The 19,346-nt window shown below is 60.2% G+C and carries 16 protein-coding genes; 9 read left to right on the top strand and 7 right to left on the bottom strand.

What is annotated here, in order from left to right:
- Nucleotides 1-361: 361 nt before the first annotated feature.
- Nucleotides 362-1,411: a hypothetical protein gene (locus N3J91_00400; GenBank protein MCX8154905.1), complete on the top strand. Its 1,050-nt coding sequence runs from the start codon at nt 362-364 to the stop codon at nt 1,409-1,411.
- Between the two features lie 277 nt (nt 1,412-1,688).
- On the opposite strand, the gene N3J91_00395 is transcribed toward N3J91_00400, so the two are convergent.
- Complete coding sequence (locus N3J91_00395) at nt 1,689-1,973, bottom strand: hypothetical protein (GenBank protein MCX8154904.1); 285 nt, start codon at nt 1,971-1,973, stop codon at nt 1,689-1,691.
- Nucleotides 1,974-2,942: 969 nt separating this feature from the next.
- Between N3J91_00395 and N3J91_00390 the strand changes: the two genes are divergently transcribed.
- Both N3J91_00390 and N3J91_00385 read left to right on the top strand, forming a co-directional pair.
- Nucleotides 2,943-3,851 carry an RHS repeat-associated core domain-containing protein gene (locus N3J91_00390; protein ID MCX8154903.1) on the top strand — a complete coding sequence of 303 codons (909 nt, stop codon included), beginning with the start codon at nt 2,943-2,945 and terminating at the stop codon, nt 3,849-3,851.
- Nucleotides 3,852-3,859: 8 nt separating this feature from the next.
- Nucleotides 3,860-4,372: a hypothetical protein gene (locus N3J91_00385; GenBank protein ID MCX8154902.1), complete on the top strand. Its 513-nt coding sequence runs from the start codon at nt 3,860-3,862 to the stop codon at nt 4,370-4,372.
- Between the two features lie 417 nt (nt 4,373-4,789).
- Here the strand turns inward: N3J91_00385 and N3J91_00380 are convergent, their stop codons facing one another.
- The 4 genes from N3J91_00380 to N3J91_00365 form a co-directional block, all read right to left on the bottom strand.
- On the bottom strand, nt 4,790-5,941 hold the full coding sequence (locus tag N3J91_00380; GenBank protein MCX8154901.1) for a homoserine O-acetyltransferase: 1,152 nt from the start codon (nt 5,939-5,941) through the stop codon (nt 4,790-4,792).
- 132 nt (nt 5,942-6,073) lie between these two features.
- A complete protein-coding gene (locus N3J91_00375; GenBank protein MCX8154900.1) occupies nt 6,074-6,805 on the bottom strand; it encodes a DUF1080 domain-containing protein in 732 nt (243 codons plus the stop codon).
- A gap of 137 nt (nt 6,806-6,942) precedes the next feature.
- Nucleotides 6,943-8,412, bottom strand: a complete 1,470-nt coding sequence (locus N3J91_00370) for an alginate export family protein (protein MCX8154899.1) — start codon at nt 8,410-8,412, stop codon at nt 6,943-6,945.
- Nucleotides 8,413-8,852: 440 nt separating this feature from the next.
- Nucleotides 8,853-9,332, bottom strand: coding sequence for an Lrp/AsnC family transcriptional regulator (locus tag N3J91_00365; GenBank protein MCX8154898.1), 480 nt, complete (start codon nt 9,330-9,332; stop codon nt 8,853-8,855).
- A gap of 310 nt (nt 9,333-9,642) precedes the next feature.
- Here N3J91_00365 and N3J91_00360 point away from each other — a divergent pair, with 310 nt between their 5' ends.
- Both N3J91_00360 and N3J91_00355 read left to right on the top strand, forming a co-directional pair.
- The gene (locus N3J91_00360; protein ID MCX8154897.1) at nt 9,643-9,993 is read left to right on the top strand and encodes a hypothetical protein; all 351 of its coding nucleotides are present in this window, start codon (nt 9,643-9,645) and stop codon (nt 9,991-9,993) included.
- 48 nt (nt 9,994-10,041) lie between these two features.
- Nucleotides 10,042-12,267 (top strand): carboxy terminal-processing peptidase, encoded by a 2,226-nt coding sequence (locus N3J91_00355; GenBank protein MCX8154896.1) that lies wholly within the window; start codon nt 10,042-10,044, stop codon nt 12,265-12,267.
- A 92-nt stretch (nt 12,268-12,359) separates the two neighbouring features.
- Here the strand turns inward: N3J91_00355 and N3J91_00350 are convergent, their stop codons facing one another.
- Nucleotides 12,360-13,112 (bottom strand): hypothetical protein, encoded by a 753-nt coding sequence (locus N3J91_00350; GenBank protein ID MCX8154895.1) that lies wholly within the window; start codon nt 13,110-13,112, stop codon nt 12,360-12,362.
- A gap of 14 nt (nt 13,113-13,126) precedes the next feature.
- A complete protein-coding gene (locus N3J91_00345; protein MCX8154894.1) occupies nt 13,127-14,155 on the bottom strand; it encodes a hypothetical protein in 1,029 nt (342 codons plus the stop codon).
- A 326-nt stretch (nt 14,156-14,481) separates the two neighbouring features.
- On the opposite strand from N3J91_00345, the gene N3J91_00340 reads away from it, so the two are divergent.
- The 4 genes from N3J91_00340 to N3J91_00325 form a co-directional block, all read left to right on the top strand.
- Entirely contained in the window at nt 14,482-15,294 is an 813-nt protein-coding gene (locus N3J91_00340; protein ID MCX8154893.1) for a MotA/TolQ/ExbB proton channel family protein, read from the top strand.
- A 38-nt stretch (nt 15,295-15,332) separates the two neighbouring features.
- Nucleotides 15,333-15,746 carry a biopolymer transporter ExbD gene (locus N3J91_00335; protein MCX8154892.1) on the top strand — a complete coding sequence of 138 codons (414 nt, stop codon included), beginning with the start codon at nt 15,333-15,335 and terminating at the stop codon, nt 15,744-15,746.
- Between the two features lie 94 nt (nt 15,747-15,840).
- On the top strand, nt 15,841-18,846 hold the full coding sequence (locus tag N3J91_00330; GenBank protein MCX8154891.1) for a TonB-dependent receptor: 3,006 nt from the start codon (nt 15,841-15,843) through the stop codon (nt 18,844-18,846).
- A gap of 137 nt (nt 18,847-18,983) precedes the next feature.
- A partial coding sequence (locus N3J91_00325; protein MCX8154890.1) for a T9SS C-terminal target domain-containing protein occupies nt 18,984-19,346 on the top strand: 363 nt, incomplete at its 3' end.

The raw sequence follows: 19,346 nt of genomic DNA, 5'->3' as shown, positions 1-19,346 counted from the left end.
AGATGTGTATAAGAGACAGGGTGTAAGGGTCGTATTCCCAGAGCTGCTCAGGTTTCAACCCCATCACGGGAATATTGGCGACCGTCCAGCCCCAATAGACCAGCTCGCTCTGAGTGCCCCCCCGCGAGAGGTTTCCCAAGCGTTCACGTTATCAAACAGGCTTCGTCCACACCGAAGCCCAATCAATCCGGCAGGGATTAACAATAGAACTGATGCCCACCGTTTTGCACCCTCGCCTTCGTCCCCGCCGGTTTTGCACTTTGCATTTTGCACTTTGCACTTTGCATTTCCCTCTCCTCATAAATGGCCTTGAAGGAAGGGCGGTTTTGGAGGATATTGGCTTCGGGTCAGCCGAAAGCAAATGCAAGCGTGGGGAACCATAGGCATGTATGAAGCCAGGGAGGAGGCAAATCCCATCCCACAAGATTCATCTCCTCCGAACGACGCTTGCAACGAGGGCGTGTTGCTGGCGACGGTGATTCATAATGGGCCGGATGCGGGGGTGTATTTTCCGGTTTATGATGGGAATGGGAACGTGATGGGGTATGTGCGGGGGGCGGATGGGTTGTTGGTGGCGCAATACGAGTACGGCCCTTTTGGCGAACTCCTCCGCGCCAGCGGCCCCCTCTCCCAGACCTTCAACCCTCTCTTCTCCACCAAATACCTCGACTGGGAAACCGGCCTCTACTACTACGGTTACCGCTACTACTCCCCCACCTCCGGCCGGTGGCTCTCCCGAGACCTTATAGCGGAATGGGGCGGGAATAACCTCTATGGCTTCGTTTATAACAGTTCAGCAAACCGAATTGACCGATTAGGTTTACAGGCTGCTGGGGGATACCCCGGAATGCCCTTCTTTACTCAGCTAAGCGAGCGACCAGAGCCGCCGCAAAGACGCCCATTTTTGCCAGAGAATTTGCGTAAATGCTGCGATGAAGAGATACGTAACAATGGTCAGCATGAGCTGAATAAAAGATACATGGCTGCTAGAGCAAAGGCTCTGGAGCTGGGTCTTCGTCCCGCCGACCCCGGCAAACCGGGTGCAACATGCAAGAATTCCTCCGCCGACATATTGCGGTGGCTGGCTCCATTTCCACCATGTTGGATATGTTATTTGGAGTTAAGATCAAAAAATGTATTGTTCTGGGTTTTTGACCATCAGGTAATTGTATGTTTAGGCTACACAAGAAGCTCCTCAACCCCAAAGGAAATAATCTTTGATTGGTGGGGCGACATAAGATACGGGAGAACACTTTCGGGAGGTCCTGCAATTCATTTTCGTCGCGAATATCCCTATGACCCATGGTGGACACAAGATCCATATCAATTTGCAGTCACAAGCTGTGACGGAACACCCTTGCGACCAGATTTACCTCAGCGGTGCGGATTTCAAGCGTGCGTCGAGAAATAGTTTCACTATGAGATACCCCGCTGACATAATGAAATTGACCTTGATAGGATGCAGTTCATTTTTAATCCTCAGCTCGTGTAAAGTAGAGACTCAAACCAGTTGCTACGCGAATTTAAGTGCAATTGATGGCGCCAAGCAATCTTGGTCTCTTGCATATAATAAAACTAATGGGGCAATAGTCACCCAGTCTGATTTAGAGCTTTATCTGAAGAATATGCCGGCATGTCCACGCGGCGGAACTTACAAAATTGGACTAATTGGTGAACCTCCCAAGTGCTCATATCCTGAGCATAAGTATCCATGACGGTAAGTGGCAGCTTTCGCCTGATGGACGCAGGAGAAACTCTGTCTTGAGGAGAAGTGGTGTTGGCCCAGCACCCATCCGCATGAAGTGTGCGCCAGAGCTAAACAAATGAAAAGCAAACAACGGCATTGAACGGTTCTTGTGGCCAGCATCGCCGCCGCTTGTGCGGTGATTGCTTGCGGTGGCGATGGCGAGAATGCGGCTCGGAATGCCATAGAAAACACGGGCACCATGGATTGAATAGAATTTCGCGTGCATAACGCAAGAAGCCATTGTTGACATACCCATCGCACTAATAATCAAGATAAGAGTGCAAGAGGCATAAGGTCTTCCGATGCGTGGTGGCCAAGTTGGAGGGCCCTTGGCGTGAGGCCTACCAATGTGGTAGCCTTGGGAGTTACCTCATCCGCAACCAAGCTTGACCCACAAATATTAGCATGAACATCTTTAAAATCTGAAAATTAAAAGAGCTTCTCTCGCGGGTTGGGGTGGTGAGTCGCCCGGACGGCATAACCGGATGGCAAGAATTGAAAACTTTGCATATTGACGGTAAGACCCATCAACCTGTGCGTGCTTTGCCACTGGATTTGCCGAAGTCGCCCGTTTAACTCATGGTTTTTATGAATGTTCCCGAGTTGTAGAGGATGTTGGTCGTTTTCCCGTCCAAACTGGCGGAATTGGTGGCGGTAGGATGCCAGTTGAAGACAGTACCAGATGCCTAGCTCGCACACGTTATGCTTCTTAAGCGTGATGTGAATAAAAACAATATCACATTTCTCCAACTGCTTTTTACAAAACCCCATCGCTTGAACTTATCAGCCTCGAATTCAACATCATCACCAATACTCCACGTATTATACTTGCTTCGGAAAAACAACTGAAAACATTTTTGACTGGCAATCCTATCTATTACATTAGCAACGATAATGATCAACTAATTGCACCCAAACGCATTGAAATGGAGCGGTGAGAGTTTATGTGGCTTTTCTAAGGGAATCCATAGTAGTTGTCAGAGAGACCGTAAGAATCCCTGTGGGACGCGGACAAACGTCTGGCGTGGGGGTGGTTCAAGGGCACGTCGCCGGCAGGGGGGAGATTTCGGGGGGGCCAGAGCCGGCACGCGAGACGTGCGCGCCCCCCGAGACCAAGGGTTATGGCCGCGGGGGTTAAGAATGTTAACGGGGTAGGGCAGTTGCCAAGGTAGTGAAAGTATGTAATGAATGGAACATGATCGCCGAAGTGAAAGAGGTGACGGGCGAGGTTCGCACGCACGTCTGGGGGGCGGACTTGAGCGGCCCCTTATCCCAGATCTTTAACTACCTCTTTTCCACCCAACCCCTCGACTGGGAAACCGGCCTCCTCTACTACGGCCATCGCTACTACTCCCCCACCCCCGGCCGCTGGCTTAGCCGCGATTCACTCGGGGAGGAAGGAGGATTGAACGTCTACCGGTTCGTTTACAACGACCCTATCCAGAATGTTGATTCGCTCGGAATGATCCCGATCTGGATGGAGCGGCTCTTCAAATGGGCAGGTTACCAGTTCTGGAGAAACTTCGTTGTCACTGCGCCTCACTGGCAGACAGTGATGGACGACTGGTATTACGAGACTGGACCTGATCCGAGGACTTATATTGGAATCTCTGATCCGCGTAACGCGGACATTGCAGGCAATGCTGGCTTTGTGAAGTTGCTCAACTGCTGGATTGCGAAGCGGCGAGGGGTGCAAGTGCCCGCTGGTTCGTGGGGAGTCGCGCCTTGGGGTTTCCGGTGGGTTTATGCCTACGATTTCAGTTCGGCTGCCGGAGGCATAGCGGCCTACACGCCTGCCACGCATTTCCTGGGGAGTTATCGCGCCAGTGTCCGCGACTTGGGCCGAGTCGATCCCACCGGTGGAACGATGCACAAGTATCAAATCGACATCTCCAATGTCTCCGGCTGGACCTCGGGCACACGGCTGCCCGGCTGGGCAGCATATATGAGGAGAATCATCCTCGGCATCGATGGCACTTCGCTGTTCTACGACCACCCACGAGGGCGCGCTCGATATACCCCGAGCACGGGCGGTACTATGCAGAACAACTACAGCTTTGTGACTACGGGCGACGCGTGCAATGCAACATGTGTTCTTCCTTGAGGTTCGCCATGCCAGCTTGGAAATTCACCGAAGTGTTTTCGGCTTGGGCACTGACACTGTTCTTTTTGGCAGTTGCCTGCAACAGGAGTTCAACGAGTAGCCCTCAACCGTCGCCGAACACGATGTCAGAGAATCCTCAGCGTGAAAGAGTTGGACTGCGAACCGTGAAGGCTACGTGGCATCTGTACCGCGTCCAATTCGGCGCTGAGGACTGGAAGGTTGCGTCGAACGATTATTTGGCAAAACGCATTCAGCGTGACTCCCAAGGAAAGCCGCAGTGGGAAGAGGATTACTACTACAGCGGCAGCACCTACAGGACGGAGAATGGTGGACAGGACTGGGAGAGAATCACGGTTCATTACGACTACGGGCCGGGCACTCTTGAAGTTCATTACATCGGAACGAACTCCACGATTCACGCGGCGTTCGATGGTCTGAAAAGCAAGGCATCGACTACCGCTGAAAAGCTTTCGGTTGTTGACGAGACCCTGAAAGCGTGGGGGCTTTCGCGGGTTGAGTGAAGGCTGGCATCCCGGTCGCGGTGTCCCGCCAAAAGGTGTGAAGGAATCTAGCGGCGCTCAGGCCGTGCGGGAGGAAGGTCGGCCACCCACGCGTGTGCTAGAGCGCTGGTTTCGCGGTGCAGGATAACGGTGGTGAACTGGGGTAGGGCGGAGGGAGATGAGTAGCACGCTGGTGGCAGGGAGGGAGGCTTCAGCGGGGGCCGGAGCCGGCACGCGGGACGCGTGCGCTCCCCGAGACCAAGGGTTATGGCCGCGGGGTTAACAATTTGAACGGGTTGGAGCGGTTGCAAAGATGGTGAAAATACGAGTATAATGGATGAAGCATGATCACCGAAGTGGAAGAAGTGACGGGCGAGGTGCGCACGCACGTCTGAGGGGCGGACTTGAGCAACAGGCAGGCGGGAGGGTGGCTGCTCTTTAGTCCATCAAAGCGGCGCGGAGGAAGGGCCGGTACAAATGGGGTTCCAGGAGGAATGAGTCATGGCCCTTGTCGGAGTGGACGGTGATCCAGGTTGGTTCAATGCCGGCCCGTTTGAGTGTTTTGACCATGTGCTCCTGCTCCTCCGGCCAGTAGCAGACATCGGTGTCGATGGTGAACACCAGGAATTTTTGCTGGCGGCAGCGCTCGAAGAGGGAGACCAAATCCTCGGCCACGCCTTCGCGCACGATGTCAAAGCGGTTCCAGGCGTCGAGAATGCGCAGATAGGTGTTGGCGTCAAACCGCTGCACAAACTTGGCGCCCTGATGGAGCATGTAGGATTCGATGGGGCTGGTCAGGTCATACCAGGACAGGTCGGCCGAGCGCCGCACAATTTCCTTGCGGGCCCGCTCGGCCATGGCGTCGAGGGAGACAAACGTTTTGTGTCCAATCATGCGCGCCAGGGCCATGCCGCGGCGTGGTTGTTGCAAGGGGTCGTAGTCGCCCCCTTTGAAATCCGGGTCTGATTCGATGGCGTAAATCTGCTCGAAATTGTGGATGCGGGTGAGGATCGGCACCAGGAGGCCGCTGGCGCACGGGATGACGGTGCGCACCCGGTCGGGATAGCGCGTGGCCAGGCTCAGTGACAACATGCCGCCCAGGGAGGCCCCCATGACGGCATGCAACTGCTCGATGCCCAAGTGATCCAGCAGGCGCATCTGGGAGTCCACGATGTCCGAGAGCGTGACATGCGGGAAACTGCGCCCCCAGCGCCGGCCCGTGGCGGGATTGATGGAGCAAGGGCCGGTGGAGCCGTAGCATCCGCCCAGGTAATTGGCGCAAATGACAAAGAAATGATCGGTGTCCACGGACTTTCCCGGCCCGATGAAGCCGTCCCACCATCCGATTTTGCACTCATCCGTCCAGCGGTTGTCCACCCCCGGCACCTGGGGATTGAAGCCCGCGGCGTGGGCGCTGCCGCTCAAGGCGTGAAACACCAGCACGGCGTTGCTGCGGTCGGCGTTGAGCTTGCCGTAGGTTTCGTAGGCGAGGGTGACATCCGTGAGCCGCTCGCCGTTGAACAGCTCCAACGGCCGCTCGGGGGTGGCCACGCGCAGAAATTTGGTCTCCACTGTTGCCTTGCGATGCATAAGTCCCCTCCAGTGTAGAGCATCTGCCGGCTCTGGCGCAAAGATTTTGCGGCCGCGCGCCAGGGGTGGAGTCCGCCCGGCGCTGCCCGGCGGCGGCGGGGTGCCGCCCGCCGGCCGGCGGCGCGTGGTGGCTCAAGGCAGCGGCATCAGATGGATGTTCCGAAAATGGATTTCGCCTCCTTCGGACTGCAGGCCCACCGGCCCGGCCACGACTTCGGCGTCGGTGGCCTCGTTCACCAGTTGGCCGTTCATCCAGACGCGGATGCGCGGCCCCTCGGCCTGCACCACCAGATGATTCCACTCGCCGGCGGGTTTTTCGTTGCCGGCCAGGCGGGTGACGCCGCGCAGGTCGCCCCCCAACTGATGGTTGGGCACGAAGCGGAATCGTTCCGCCGGGCCGTTGATTTTCAGGCCGTGGAAGCCATACAAATCGCCGGCGTTGCCGTGGCGGAGCTGCGTTTCAATGCAGCGCGGCAAGGCCCGCGGCTCGCCGGTGATGCGGCCGAAAATGCCGCTGTTGCCGGGCGTTTTGCCCGGCGCCCACCGGTATTCCAGTTCCAGCCGGTAGTTGGTGAAGGACCGCAGGGTGTGCAGGTAGCCCATGGGCTCGCCGGCGCAAATGATGATGCCGTCCTGCACGCGCCACACTTTATCCATGGGCACTTTGGGATCGGCGGAGACGGCTTTCCAGCCCTGGAAGTTGCGTCCGTTGAACAACGCCACGGCCGTTTGCCCGCCCGGGCTGGAAGTCGCGCCGGCCCGCCCGCCGCCGCCGGACGAGGATGCGCAGGAAACCGCGAGTAAGGACACCAGGGAAAGGGCCAGGGTGCCCGCCAGGAAGTTGAGCGTGTGCATTTTTTTCATCACCGCTTAATTTGGCAGGAAGTCCGCGCCCGCGCCAAGTCCAAAGGAAAAAGAAACGGAAGGCGCAGGGCCTTCCGTTTCCGTGGCAAACGGGCGATGGCCGCGCAACCCGGCCCGCCCGCGGGGCGCCGCAGCGCCTAGAAAGTCAGCATCAACTCGCCGCGCAACCAGGTGTGCGGCTGCTGATAGGTGTAGAAATTGCCGGGGAAGATGACCTCTCCCCAGAGGTGGGCGGAGAGGTACTTGTTGAACTGGTACTTCACGATGGCCTGCAAGTAATGCCCGCGGAAGTGGCCGTTGCGGGTGAAGACCGGCGCGGCCGAGAGGGCCGGGGCGGGCCGGTCCGCGTACAGCAGGTTGTAGTTGAGGATGAAGTCCATGCCCTTCATCGGTTTGAGCGTCCAGCCCGGGCCGAAGCGGTGCAGGTTGCCCAACTGGGCGATGCGCCATTCCGCCGCGTAGTCGTAGATGTACAGCTCGCTCCAGCGGGGCCAGCGCGACCAGAGCACGTCGAACGACTCAATGCGCGCCGTGCCCGGATTGTCGCCGGACAGGTATTCATAGTCCACGCTCAGCACGTTGCTCAGGCGGTCTTTGAAGAGATACATCAGCCGGCTGTTGAAGCCGTAGGCCATGACGTTGTTTTCATCTGGCCCCAGCCGCGGCTCCTGGCGCTTGCCCCATTGGAGGGCGCCTTCGGCGCTGTAGGCCCAGTGCTCGCCCAGTGTGCCGGACAGCCGCACGCCCGGGGTGTACAAATCCCCGCGGTTGCCAAAGGCGGTCGCAATGTCGTGGTCTTTTTTGTACATGAAATACACGTCCACGTTAAGCTCCTTGACGCTCTTGTTGGCGATGTAGAGGATGGCGCCGCGCTCATCCTGATCCGTCAAGGCCTTGTGATGGTTGTTGAGCGTGGGCAGCCATTCATCCGTCCAGGCCGACATTTCGATGTACGCCAGGTCCACGGTGGTCTGGTGCTCCTTCAAATCCCAGGTGAGCCGCGCGGCATCGAGAAAGAAGGTGCGGGAGCCGTCATTGGGCGTGCCGTCCATGACCAGCCAGCCGTTGCCGAACCGCAAATCCTGCCGGCCCACGGCCAGGGTCAGCGGCTGGTCGAACATATTGGCCCATTTGAGGTAGAGATTATCAATGATGCCCTCCTGCCAGTCCACGCCGTGCCGCCCGCGAATGGCGCCGTAGCCGGCATCCTTGACCCAGTAGCGCGGCTCGGAGGTCAGGCGCACGTTCAAGGACAAATCCTTCACCGGCGTGATCGCCGTCCACAACCGCCCGCGAAACCGGAAGTAATCCTGCTCATGGAGGCGCGCGTAAGGATTCAACGTCAGGCCGTTGTCAAAGTATTCATTGCGGAAGCGCAAGTCGCCGCCCCAGGTGATCCAGGGGGCCGGCTTTTTGAGCTGGTCCAGCCAGTTCGGTTCCGCGGCCGGCGCCGCGGGCGCGGCCTGCAGCCCCGCCACCGTCAGGGCCAACAGCGCAGTGGAGAGAAGTGTGGTTTGGGGGTTCATGGGGTTGAGTTGGGGGTTGGACGTGGGCGCCGTCCCGCACAGCCGCAGCCGCAACCGCCCCGCCCGGCGGCCCGCCGGCATGACGCAAGTTGCCCCTGCCTACGCTGTTCAGACGGCATCATTAAGCAGACTTAACTCTGGGTTGACAGGCCCGTGGAAGGCTTGTCCGCCGCGCCGGGACCACACCGGCGCCCTGCGGAAAACCGCCGTAATCACGGGCATTTCAACGATACTTAACAGAAAGTATCGGCATGACAATCATTATTTTTAGTTGTGGAAAAAGGTTATAATATCCACTACATAAGTATATAATAATATCTAATATAAAACATGCTAATAAATTAAGCCGCAAGGAGGGGTGACCGACTGACGCGTGGTTTCCCTCCGGCACGCCGGCAGGGGACAGGGGCTTGCAGTCCAGAAGAAACAGGGGGAGGAGGCCCCGCGCCACCCGCTGGCGGCCTCCGGCAATCCGGCTGGTGCTTAGCGGGCCTGCGGCGGGTGCGGGGCGGCCCCGGCGCTCAAGGCGTCACGGGCAGGCGGCCGTTGTTTTCCTCGCGGTGCATGAGGATGCCTTCCACCTTGTAGGGCTTGAGCATGAAATGCGTGGCGGTGCTGAGCACGCCCTGGATGGTGGCGAGTTTCTCCGACACAAACGCCGCCACTTCGCGCAAATTATCCCCCTCCACCACCACCAGCAGATCATAGCCGCCCGACATCAGGTAGCACGAGCGCACCTCGTCATATTTGGCGATGCGCTCGGCCAGGCGGTCAAAACCGCCGCCGCGTTCCGGGGTGATTTTGACTTCAATCACGGCGCGCACCATTTCCACGCCCAGCTTTTCCTCGTTCAACACGGCGTGCGTGCCCAGAATGAGCTGCTGCTCCTCGGCGGCCTTGATTCTGGCCCGCACCTCCTCCTCGCTCAGGTTCAGCATCGCCGCCAGTTGCGCCGGCTGCAGCGTGGCGTTGTCGCGCAGCAATTTCAAAATCATTTCCATGCCCTTTGATGTACCACGCCCGCGCGGGGAGGGAAAATAAAAATCCCCGGCCCGCCGGCCGGCGAGTCACGCCTGTTTCCAGCCCCCCAACGCTCCCGCAGGGCCCGCGCCAAGGGGGGATTGGTAAACGCCCGGCAAGGGTGCGGCGAGAAACTCTTGCGCGATTGGCTTCGTCGCAGAGGCCGCCTTGGGGCGGTGCAAGGGTTGTGGGGGGAAGGGGTTTGATGGGGAGAGCAGTTGTGCGGATTTTACCCATCTTAACCCGTACATAAGTCATGGTTTTGATTTCAAGCCTTGCGATTGTGCGGTCATGGCCGGCCTGACAGGAGCAGTGTGGGGGAGCAGCGCGCGGGGACAAAACCAGGTGGATATTCCAGCGTGTGTGCCGGGTCCGCTCACGACGGGCATCCGTCGAGGTTGCGGGGCGGTGGGGGATGCCTGGCTGGTGCGGCAGGGCAATCCTTTGTTCCTGCAGTTGCTGAACCGGCAGAAGCTCGATCGGCTGGGTCGCAGCGGGCTGGATTTCACGCCGGCGACGCAGATTGCGCATCAGGCGGCGACCCATGTGGCCCGGGTGGCGGGCGCTTTCCCCGGCAGGGGAGGGTGGGTATTTTGGGCAAGACAAACCTTTGGCAACCGTGTTAAAAAGCGTGTAGATTAGAGCGCGCCGTCTGTCCTGTTGTGGGGACAGGCCGCCGAGAATAGAAGCATGAAACGTTTGTTACTGGCGTTGTGCCTGATGTGGGTGGTGTGTCCGCTGCGGGCCGCGGATGATCTGTCGGTTCTGGGGCAGGCCGAGACGAATCACGTGCCGCGGCTGCCGGGGCCGGATGACCGGTTGATTTGCCGGCTGACCGCCACGTTGTTGGAGCGGATGCACTACGCCCAGAAACCGTTTGACCAGGAGCTGGCCGGCAGGTTTTTGGACCGGTACCTGGACGCGCTGGATCCGCAGCGGATGTTGTTTTTGCAATCGGACGTGGAGGAGTTTTCCAAGTATCGCCGGACGCTGCATCATTTGACGAAGGTGTTGGGGGACTCGATGCCGGCGGAGATCATCTATGCGCGGTTTCTGGACCGGGTGGTGCAGCAGGCGTTGTATGTGACCAACCTGCTGGCCACGGAGAAGTTTGTCTTTGACACGGACGAGCGGTTCAACCCGAACCGGCGGGAGGCGGAGCGTCCGCAGGACTTGAAGGAAGCGCAGGCGTTGTGGCGGACGCGGCTGCGGTGGGAGTATTTGAACGAGAAACTGGCGAAGAAATCGCCGGAGGAAATCCAGAAGACCATTTTGCGGCGGTATGCGCGGCAGGTGCGGACGTTGAGCGAGCTGGACACGCAGGAGGTGTTGCAGATTTATCTGTCGGCGCTGGCGCACGTGTATGATCCGCATTCGGAATACATGAGCAAGGCGACGCTGGAGAACTTCAACATCAACATGAAGCTGGCGTTGTTTGGCATTGGGGCGGTGCTGAGCATGGAGGACGGGTATTGCACCATCCAGTCGCTCAGCCCCGGGGGGCCGGCGGAGCGCTCGGGCCAGATCAAGCCGAAGGACCGGATTGTGATGGTGGCGCAGGGCACCAATGATTTTGTGGATGTGGTGGACATGAAGCTGAACAAGGTGGTGGAGATGATTCGGGGGCCGAAGGATACGGTGGTGCGGCTGATGATTCTGCCGGCCAACGCCACGGACAGCTCGGCGCAAAAAGAGGTGGTGCTGGTGCGCAAGGAGATCAAGCTGGAGGACGCCGAGGCCAAGGCGAAGATTTTTGAGCTGCCGGCGGCCAACGGGCAGCCGTCGGTGCGGGTGGGGGTGATTGATCTGCCGTCCTTTTATGCGGACATGACGGATCGCTCCGCCGGGCACAAGAGCACGACTTCGGATGTGGCGAAGTTGTTGAAGAAATTGACGCAGGAAAAGGTGGCGGGGGTGATCATGGATTTGCGCCGCAACGGCGGCGGCTCCCTGGAGGAGGCCATCAATCTGACGGGCTTGTTCATCAAGGAAGGCCCGGTGGTGCAGGTGAAGGACCCCGATGGCACCATCACGGTGGACAAGGACACGGATCCGGCTGTGGCCTACGACGGCCCGCTGGTGGTGTTGACCAGCCGTTTCAGCGCGTCGGCCTCGGAGATTTTTGCCGGCGCCCTGCAGGATTACGGGCGGGCGGTGGTGGTGGGGGATTCCTCCACCCACGGCAAGGGGACGGTGCAGACGGTGCAGGAGCTGAACCGGTTTGCGCGCACCACCAATTCGCTGGGGGCGCTCAAGTTCACCATCCGCAAGTTTTATCGGGCCAGCGGCTCGTCCACGCAGCTCAAGGGCATCATACCCGACATCATCCTGCCGTCGGTCAACAATCATGCCGAGGTGGGCGAGGCCTCCATCCCGGGCGCGATGTCGTGGGACACGATTCCGCCGGCCAAGTTTGAGCCGTTGAACGTGGTGACGCCGCATCTGGCCGAGCTGCGGCGGCGGAGCGAGGAGCGCACGGCGCGGGACCCGGACTTTCAATGGATCCGGCAGGAGGCCGAGCGGTATCTCAAGCTCAAGCAGGACAAGACGGTGTCGCTCAACGAAGCGGAGCGGCGCAAGGAGCGGGCGGACCAGGAGGCGCGCACGGCGGCGCGGAAGAAGGAGCTGCGGGCGCGGCCGGCGCCGGATTACAAAGTGTATGAGCTGACCCTGAAACTGGCGGAGCAGCCGGGGCTGCCGCCGCCGGTGGCGCTGACCAACCTGCTGGCCACGGCGTCCAACAAACCGCCGGCCAGCGCCACGGTGGAGGCGGGCGAGGATGACGCCGAGGCCGAGAAGGACGAGCCGGTGCCGGCGGTGGATCCGCATTTGAATGAGGCCCGGCGCATTTTGGTGGATCTCATTCAGTTGCTCGGCAAGGAAAAGGCCATCGCGAGCAAGACCGGCCGGGAATAAACGGCGGGGGAAAACGAAAAGGGCTTCGGCGGGAAACCGAAGCCCGGTGACCGGGGCGCCTCTGGCGCCACGGTTTTTTCAACGCAAGACGTTCAAGACTTCTGCTTGGGCGGGCGGGCCGGTGCCTGGGGCCTGGCCTCGCGGGGTTTGGCCGGCGGGGTGGCCGAAGCCGGGGCCCATTGCACGCCGCCTTGCGGGGTGAGGCTCAGGCGTGAGGATTTATCCAGCCGCGAAGTCATTTTCTTGAGGCGTTTGGGGTCCACGAGGTTGAGGCGGGCTTCCAGTGCCTTGGGATCGTCCCACAGCCGCAGGAGCTCTTCGCGCTCCTGTTTCAGGCGGGCGAGGTCGGCTTCGAGGTGTTGCTTTTGCTCGGTGAGGGCGGCCACCTGTTTTTCCAGGGGGGGCACGCGGCTGGAGCCTTCGCCGGCCTGGGCCTGGAGGCGGAGCATCTGGGCGGCCTGTTCCTGGAGTTTGTTTTCGAGTTCCAGGATGCGCAGATCACGTTTGGGGACCTCGGTCTGGGCGGCGATGAGCTGGCGCTGCTGCTCGGCAAGGTGGGCGCGCAATTCCACCACCTTGTTGGAATGCTGATGCACGGTGTGCGTGAGATTGGTGACCTCCAGCTCGAGCACTTTGACCATCTGCTCAAAGTGATTGAGCTTCATGCTGACCTCGGTCAACTGGTTGGAGACGGCGGCGGCGTCCTTGCGGGCGGCCTCGAGGGCGCTGTTGTCCGAGGGGGCGGTTTCCTGCTTGCAGCCGGTCAGCCAGCAGCAGGCGGCGGCGGTCAGGGTGAGCAGGATGACTTGTTGCATCAGAGTGTGGTTTTTGGGTTGGGCGTGCATAAGCAAAAAACAGCTCAGGGTTGGGAGGGGGCGGAGGGGGTTTCCTTGGCCAGGGATTTGAGGTCCTCCAGCGTGGCCGATCCGGGGTAATAGCGGACGAGGAATTCCCGGAATTTCTGCTGGCAGCTCCGGCTGATGGAGCGCTCGATGGCGTAATTGACGCCGCGCAGGCGCAATTTGGCTTCGCGGGCGTTGGCCAGTTGGACGAGGACCTCCGGGCTGACCTTGTACAGGGTGGAGACAAATTCGCGGCGGCCCTGGAAGGCGGGGCTGTTGGTGGGGGCGAAGCCGTGGCGCTGGCCGTCGAGCACCAGGATGAGATTTTCGCCCGGAGCGAGGGTGAAATCGGGCGGCGGCGTCAGCTCGGTGAAGAGATAATGATCGTGAATGACGCGGGTTACGGGGGAGACGATGACGTTGGTTTTGGCGGTGACGAGATAGTTGGTGAGGGCGGTGATGGTGATGATGGTTTCAGTGCGGATGGTCTGGTTGGTGGCCACGGTGACGGCCTGGTTGCCGAAGGTGGCGGTGAGCTGGTGGTTTTGCGTGAGGCTGGACTGGAGGTTGAGGGTGGTGACGCTTTGGTCCTTGCCGGTGTTGATGGTGAGGTATTGATCGGCGGTGCGGGTGAGGGAGGTGTTGGTGCTCAGGCCCTGCGGGGGCGGCGCCTGCACGACCACCGCGGTGGGGTCGTTGGTGTCCACGGGCAGCGGCGGGGCCACGGGGGCCAGTTGGTTGGTGGACAGGTTGGCCTGCAGGTTGGTGACGCTGTTAATGGAGTAATTGGTCTGATAGGTGACGACCTGGTTGGTGTAGTAAGTGACCACGACGTTGGTTTCGCCGGTGATGATGCGGGTTTCGCGGCGGGCGTTGAGGCACAGGATGGTGCGCTGCAAGGGGGCGCGAGAGACGTTGTTGCCCACCATTTGGGCGACCTTGACCTGTTCAAAGGGGTCATTCCACGCCCGGGATTTATCCTTAAACACGGCACAGCCGGTCAGGGTGACGGCGGCGGCGCTCAACAAAAATAACAATTTTTGCATCAAGTCCCTACTGCCACGCGGGGCTGGGGGTGTCAAAAAATAAACGGCGGTTCACCAAGATTTTGCGGTTCCGTAACGGCATGGCCACGGGGGGGTCATCCGGTTGTCACAAAACCATTGGTTCATGGCAAAAGTCGGGCGGGGGCGGGCCGGAAGGTGCGCTGGGGGGTGAGGCGGAAAGGGGCGAGGAAACTTGCGAAATTGTAACTTGGCTGCCGTTGCGCTGTCACAGGCTGGTTCAAGAATAACACCGTGCGGCCCGGGGCAGCGATGCCTGCACGGCCCGCCATGGACGACACGAACACGCAACGAACTACGGACCATTTATGGTTGATTTGATGACCACCCCGCTGCTGGCCAACGCGCTGCAGTTTGCCTTCGAGAAGGCGACCACGGAAGGGAAGGTGACGATTACAATGCTGGTCATTGTCTCGCTGTTTAGCTGGACGGTGATCATACGCAAGGCCCGGCAGCTTTATCTGGCGCGCAAATGGACCAAGCGCTTTTTCAGCGCCTACCGGGCGACGCGCGATCCGCTGGACCTGTACCGGAAGCAGGAGGACTACACCGGCTCGCCGGCATTCGAGGTGTATTTCACGGGGGCGGAGGAACTGGACTACCACCTGAAGAACAACCCGGTGAATGTGAAGGGCCGCACCAAGATCAGCCAGGCCAGTTTCGAGTCGGTGAAGGTGGCGCTGGAGCGGGCGGTGAGCGCGCAGGCGTTGTCGCTGGAGAAGGGCATGATCATATTGAGCACGGCGGTGGCGGGCGGGCCGTTCATCGGGCTGCTGGGCACGGTGTGGGGGGTGATGGAGACGTTTTCCGGCATTGCCAAGGTGCAGGCGGCCAGCCTGATTGCGATGGCCCCCGGCGTGGCGGGCGCGCTGATTGCCACGGTGGTGGGCCTGTTTGTGGCCATTCCGGCCATGTTTGCCTACAACTACATGGTCACCACCATCCGCGCCATCACCCAGGAGCTGGATAATTATGTGACCGAATACGCCACGGCGATCGAGCACTCGTATGTGGACACCCGGCCGGTGTCGGAGGAAATCGCCGATGCCCTGAGCAAACTCAAGTTGCGGGAGGGCGAGGGCGAGAACGCCCGGGAGACGTTGACGACGCATTCGGTGTAACCGGCGGCGGTGGCCGCGCCCCAAGCTGTGGAAGAGCCATGAAAAAGTATTCGCAAAACAAGCACCACACGTTAAGCGAGCTGAACATCACGCCGCTGCTGGACCTGGCGTTTGTGTTGCTGGTCATCTTCATCATCACCACCGCGCCGCCGGTTAATGACATCAACATCTCGCTGCCCACCGCGGCGGGCCGCCCCAAGGAGGCGCCCTCCAAGGCCAACTACATTACGGTGGACCGCTCCGGCAACATCTTCCTGAACACCGTGCCGATGAATCTGGACCAGTTGCTCAAGACGCTGGTGGATTTTCGCAAGGTGGATCCCGATCTGAATGTGGTGGTGCGCGGCGACAGCCGCATCAACTACCAGAAGATCATTGATGTGCTGGACGTTCTGGTGTCGGCCAAAATTGAAAAGGTGGGCCTGGCCACCGAAACCTACGGCCAGCAATAACCCCTGCATGAATGGCTTTCCTGGCAAGCTCCGCGGCCGCGGTTCAGCAGACGCCGACGCCGCGCGCGGGGCAACCGCCCCGCCCAACTAGCGCATGTCTCACGAACGCAAACCCCGCCGCGACCGGACCAGCCTCATTATCTCGGCGGTGCTGCATGCCCTCATCATCGCCGGCGTGGGTTACTGGATGCACACCACCGGCCGGCTGGAGGCGTTGAAGGAAACCATCCTCAAGCTGGCGCAGGGGGAGAAGCAGGAGAAACCGGTCAAGGAAATCAAGGCGGTGCAGCCCAAGGCGCCGCAACGGCAGGCGCCCCTGCCCAAGATCAACGAAGGCCTGCCGCCCCCGCCCAGCAGCGGGGGCACGCGCCGGGCCGTGGCCGCCGATGCGCCGGAAGCGGTGGGGGGCGGCACGTTTTTCGCCGACACCCGCACCCAGGGGGAAGGCCCCTCGACGGGGGCCGGCCGACCGACAGCGGCCGCGGCGCCCTCCAATCCGCCGCCGCGCGTGGTGGTGGCGCCGCCCCCGCCCCCGCCGCCCAAGCCCACGTTTGCGCCGCCGCCCCGGGCGACCATCAAACAACTGTTGATGGAGCGCGCCAAGGAAGCCGCGGCCACGGAGGCGGTGGGGACGGAGCAAATTTCCAAAACGGGTTCTTCGGATGCGGGGGCCATCGTGACAAAGGTGTCGGGGGCCACGATTGTGGAAGGCAAGTTTGCGGTGATTCGCGGCTTGAGCGATCGCTATGTGACCACCACCTTCAACGGCGGCGAGATTCCCTCGGCGGACCCGTACCGGCGCTCGGCTTCATTGGACTTGTTTCCGGCGCAGGTGATTGACCGGGTGGTGGTGGCCAAGACCTTCACGCCGGACCAGCAGGGGGCGTTCACCGGTGGCGGCATCAACATCATCAGCAAGTCGTTTCCCGACCGTCCCTTTGCCAACTTCTCGCTGGGCGGCTCCTACAACACGCAGACCACGGGCAACAAGGAATACCTCTCCTACAAGGGGGGCAGTTTGGACTGGCTGGGCATGGACGATGGCAGCCGCAAGCTGCCCTCCCCCCTGGATGACTTGAACGTGAAGATTCCGGTGGTGGTGGCCAACACAGGGCCCAACAACGCTTCGAATCCGGCCTATCGGGACCGCATTGCGCAGGCCAACCGGTTGGACCAGTACACCAAGCTGCTGGGCACGGCGCAGTTTGCGCCCGACCGGGGCGAGGCGCCGCCGTGGAATCACAACATGGCGGTATCGTTTGGCGACACCACGCATTTTCTGGGGCGGCCGCTGGGTTTTTTCGGCAACTGGAATTACCGGCATGATTACAGCTTCTACAAGGACGGCATATCGCGGCGGTACGCGCCCGGGGGCGGCGGCACCTTTCAGGTGTACAAGGACAGTGACGAGGTGCTGTCACAGTCCGTAGTCAACTGGGGCGGCATGGTGAGCCTGGCCAGCCAGTGGCATCCGGACCACGAGCTGGCCTTTAATTTTTTGTACAATCAAAACGGCATTGATTACGTGCGGTATCAGGAGGGCACCCAGGCCAGCGATCCGGGGGCGGAAATTCATCAAAACCGGCTGCAATTCACCGAGCGCAACCTGCAAACCTTCCAGCTCAAGGGGACGGACAAATTTCCCGCCCTGGCGGACTTGAAGCTGGACTGGCTGGCGGGCATTTCGCTCACGCGGCAATATGAGCCGGATGTGCGGTTTTTCAATTACCGCTCGGATGGCGGCAGTTTTGCGGTGGGGCTGGCCAGCATTCCCGATCCCAAGGAGCCGACCCGCTATTGGCGCAACCTGGACGAGCAGAACAACAATTTGAAGCTGGATTTCACGCTGCCCTTCCGGCAGGCCAACGGGCGCGAGGGGTTTCTCAAGGCGGGCTGGTTTGCGAGCGCCTCGGACCGCACCTTCACGGAGCGGCAGATTTATTATCCCGACACGCTGGGTTTTGATGGCAACCCCAACCATTACCTGCGCGCAAACAACCTGGGGTATATCCGGCCGCCTTCCACCAACCTGGCCACCGGCCGGATTCGCTACGACTGGATGCGCTACATTGCGTCTTATGACAGCAAGTACGAGGCGGCCAGCCGGATTTACGCCTATTACGCCATGCTGGATGTGCCGGTGAGCAGCCGGCTGCGGCTGGTGGGCGGGGCACGGATGGAGACGACGGAGATGGAGGTGGATTCCTACAGCGACATTGCCATTGCTGGACGGCGGGACAACAAGAGCAACCTTGCGCAAACGGATCTGCTGCCGGCGGTGGGGTTGATTTATGCGTTGCGCACCAACATGAGCCTGCGCCTGCATTACAGCCAGACCATTGCGCGGCCCTCCTTCCGCGAGCTGGCCGGTTATCGGAGTTATGATCCGCTGCTGGACGTGCTGCTGGACGGCAACCCCAGTCTGCAGATGAGCCTGGCGCAAAACTATGACCTCCGCTGGGAATGGTTCCCGCGCCCGGGGGAAATTTACAGCGTCAGCTTCTACTACAAGTCACTGGAAAATGCCATCGAGCGCATTGCCACCGACAACCTGGCGGATGGCGTCACCTTCATCAACCGGCCCACGGCCACCGTCATGGGCATTGAACTGGAGGCGCGCAAGACGCTGGATTTTCTGGCTCATGATCTGCGGTATTTCAGCCTGGGCGGCAATTTCTCCTACATCCAGTCCGAAACCGAGCTGTTTGAGTACGAGTTCAAAAACAAGCAGCAATACCTGAGCAACGCCAAACGCACCCGGGCCTTGTATGATCAATCGCCGTACATCCTCAACGCGGATTTGAGCTACGACAACCCGCGGCTGGGCACCAGCGCGAGCTTGATCTTGAGCGCCGCCGGCTCGCGCATCATTGTGGCCAGCCCGGTGGCGGAGGATGTGTACGAGCATCCGCCGTTGACGCTCGATTTCGTGCTGAGCCAGAAACTGGGGCGCAAAGCCACGGTGCGCTTCACCGCGCGCAATCTGCTCGATCCCCCCTACGAACGCACCTACGGTGACAAGACCGGGGCGGAGGCCCTATATTATGGCAAATACAAGCGCGGGGTGACGCTGGGTTTGTCATTTTCCTACGATTTCTAAGCGGTGGCCGGCGGCGGGCGCGGCACTTTTCGGACGGCTCCATTTCACGCAAACGTCACGCGCTTGAGATTTGGGCGTCAACCGTCCGAAGCAAACTGCCCCTGTCAATGATTGAAGACAGCAAAGCAACGAATTCTATGAAGACCAAACTCCTCAACCTGGCAATGGTGCTGGCAGCGAGCTTGCTCCCGGCCTCCCTGGGCGCAGTGGATGTGCAGGTGACGCAGCCCATCACCAACAACGTGACCTGGCTGCGAACCAATACGTACTTTTTGAATGGCCCCATTTACGTGCTTAGCAATGCCACCCTGACCATTGAGGCGGGCACGGTGATCAAGGGGCGTCCGGGCGGGACCAATGACGCTTCGGCGCTGTTCATCTGCCAGGGAGGGAAGATCTACGCCAATGGGACGCCCTCGCAGCCGATTATCTTCACGGCGGAGGAGGACGATGTGAACGATCCGGATGATTTGGGGATTTATGACCGGGGCAAGTGGGGT

Source organism: Verrucomicrobiia bacterium (genome assembly GCA_026414565.1).
Taxonomy (GTDB): domain Bacteria; phylum Verrucomicrobiota; class Verrucomicrobiia; order Limisphaerales; family Fontisphaeraceae; genus Fontisphaera.
The sequence above is the reverse complement of the archived record's forward strand: the minus strand, read 5'-3'. Positions and strand labels throughout refer to the sequence as shown.

What these genes read in the sequence shown, in the direction of transcription:
- N3J91_00350 (MCX8154895.1), bottom strand. Translation starts at nt 13,112, where the DNA reads ATGCACGCCCAACCCAAAAACCACACTCTGATGCAACAAGTCATCCTG.
- N3J91_00355 (MCX8154896.1), top strand. Translation starts at nt 10,042, where the DNA reads ATGAAACGTTTGTTACTGGCGTTGTGCCTGATGTGGGTGGTGTGTCCG.
- N3J91_00385 (MCX8154902.1), top strand. Translation starts at nt 3,860, where the DNA reads ATGCCAGCTTGGAAATTCACCGAAGTGTTTTCGGCTTGGGCACTGACA.
- N3J91_00390 (MCX8154903.1), top strand. Translation starts at nt 2,943, where the DNA reads ATGATCGCCGAAGTGAAAGAGGTGACGGGCGAGGTTCGCACGCACGTC.
- N3J91_00345 (MCX8154894.1), bottom strand. Translation starts at nt 14,155, where the DNA reads ATGCAAAAATTGTTATTTTTGTTGAGCGCCGCCGCCGTCACCCTGACC.
- N3J91_00375 (MCX8154900.1), bottom strand. Translation starts at nt 6,805, where the DNA reads ATGAAAAAAATGCACACGCTCAACTTCCTGGCGGGCACCCTGGCCCTT.
- N3J91_00335 (MCX8154892.1), top strand. Translation starts at nt 15,333, where the DNA reads ATGAAAAAGTATTCGCAAAACAAGCACCACACGTTAAGCGAGCTGAAC.
- N3J91_00395 (MCX8154904.1), bottom strand. Translation starts at nt 1,973, where the DNA reads ATGCACGCGAAATTCTATTCAATCCATGGTGCCCGTGTTTTCTATGGC.
- N3J91_00340 (MCX8154893.1), top strand. Translation starts at nt 14,482, where the DNA reads ATGGTTGATTTGATGACCACCCCGCTGCTGGCCAACGCGCTGCAGTTT.
- N3J91_00370 (MCX8154899.1), bottom strand. Translation starts at nt 8,412, where the DNA reads ATGCCGGCGGGCCGCCGGGCGGGGCGGTTGCGGCTGCGGCTGTGCGGG.
- N3J91_00380 (MCX8154901.1), bottom strand. Translation starts at nt 5,941, where the DNA reads ATGCATCGCAAGGCAACAGTGGAGACCAAATTTCTGCGCGTGGCCACC.
- N3J91_00360 (MCX8154897.1), top strand. Translation starts at nt 9,643, where the DNA reads ATGGCCGGCCTGACAGGAGCAGTGTGGGGGAGCAGCGCGCGGGGACAA.
- N3J91_00365 (MCX8154898.1), bottom strand. Translation starts at nt 9,332, where the DNA reads ATGGAAATGATTTTGAAATTGCTGCGCGACAACGCCACGCTGCAGCCG.
- N3J91_00400 (MCX8154905.1), top strand. Translation starts at nt 362, where the DNA reads ATGCAAGCGTGGGGAACCATAGGCATGTATGAAGCCAGGGAGGAGGCA.
- N3J91_00330 (MCX8154891.1), top strand. Translation starts at nt 15,841, where the DNA reads ATGTCTCACGAACGCAAACCCCGCCGCGACCGGACCAGCCTCATTATC.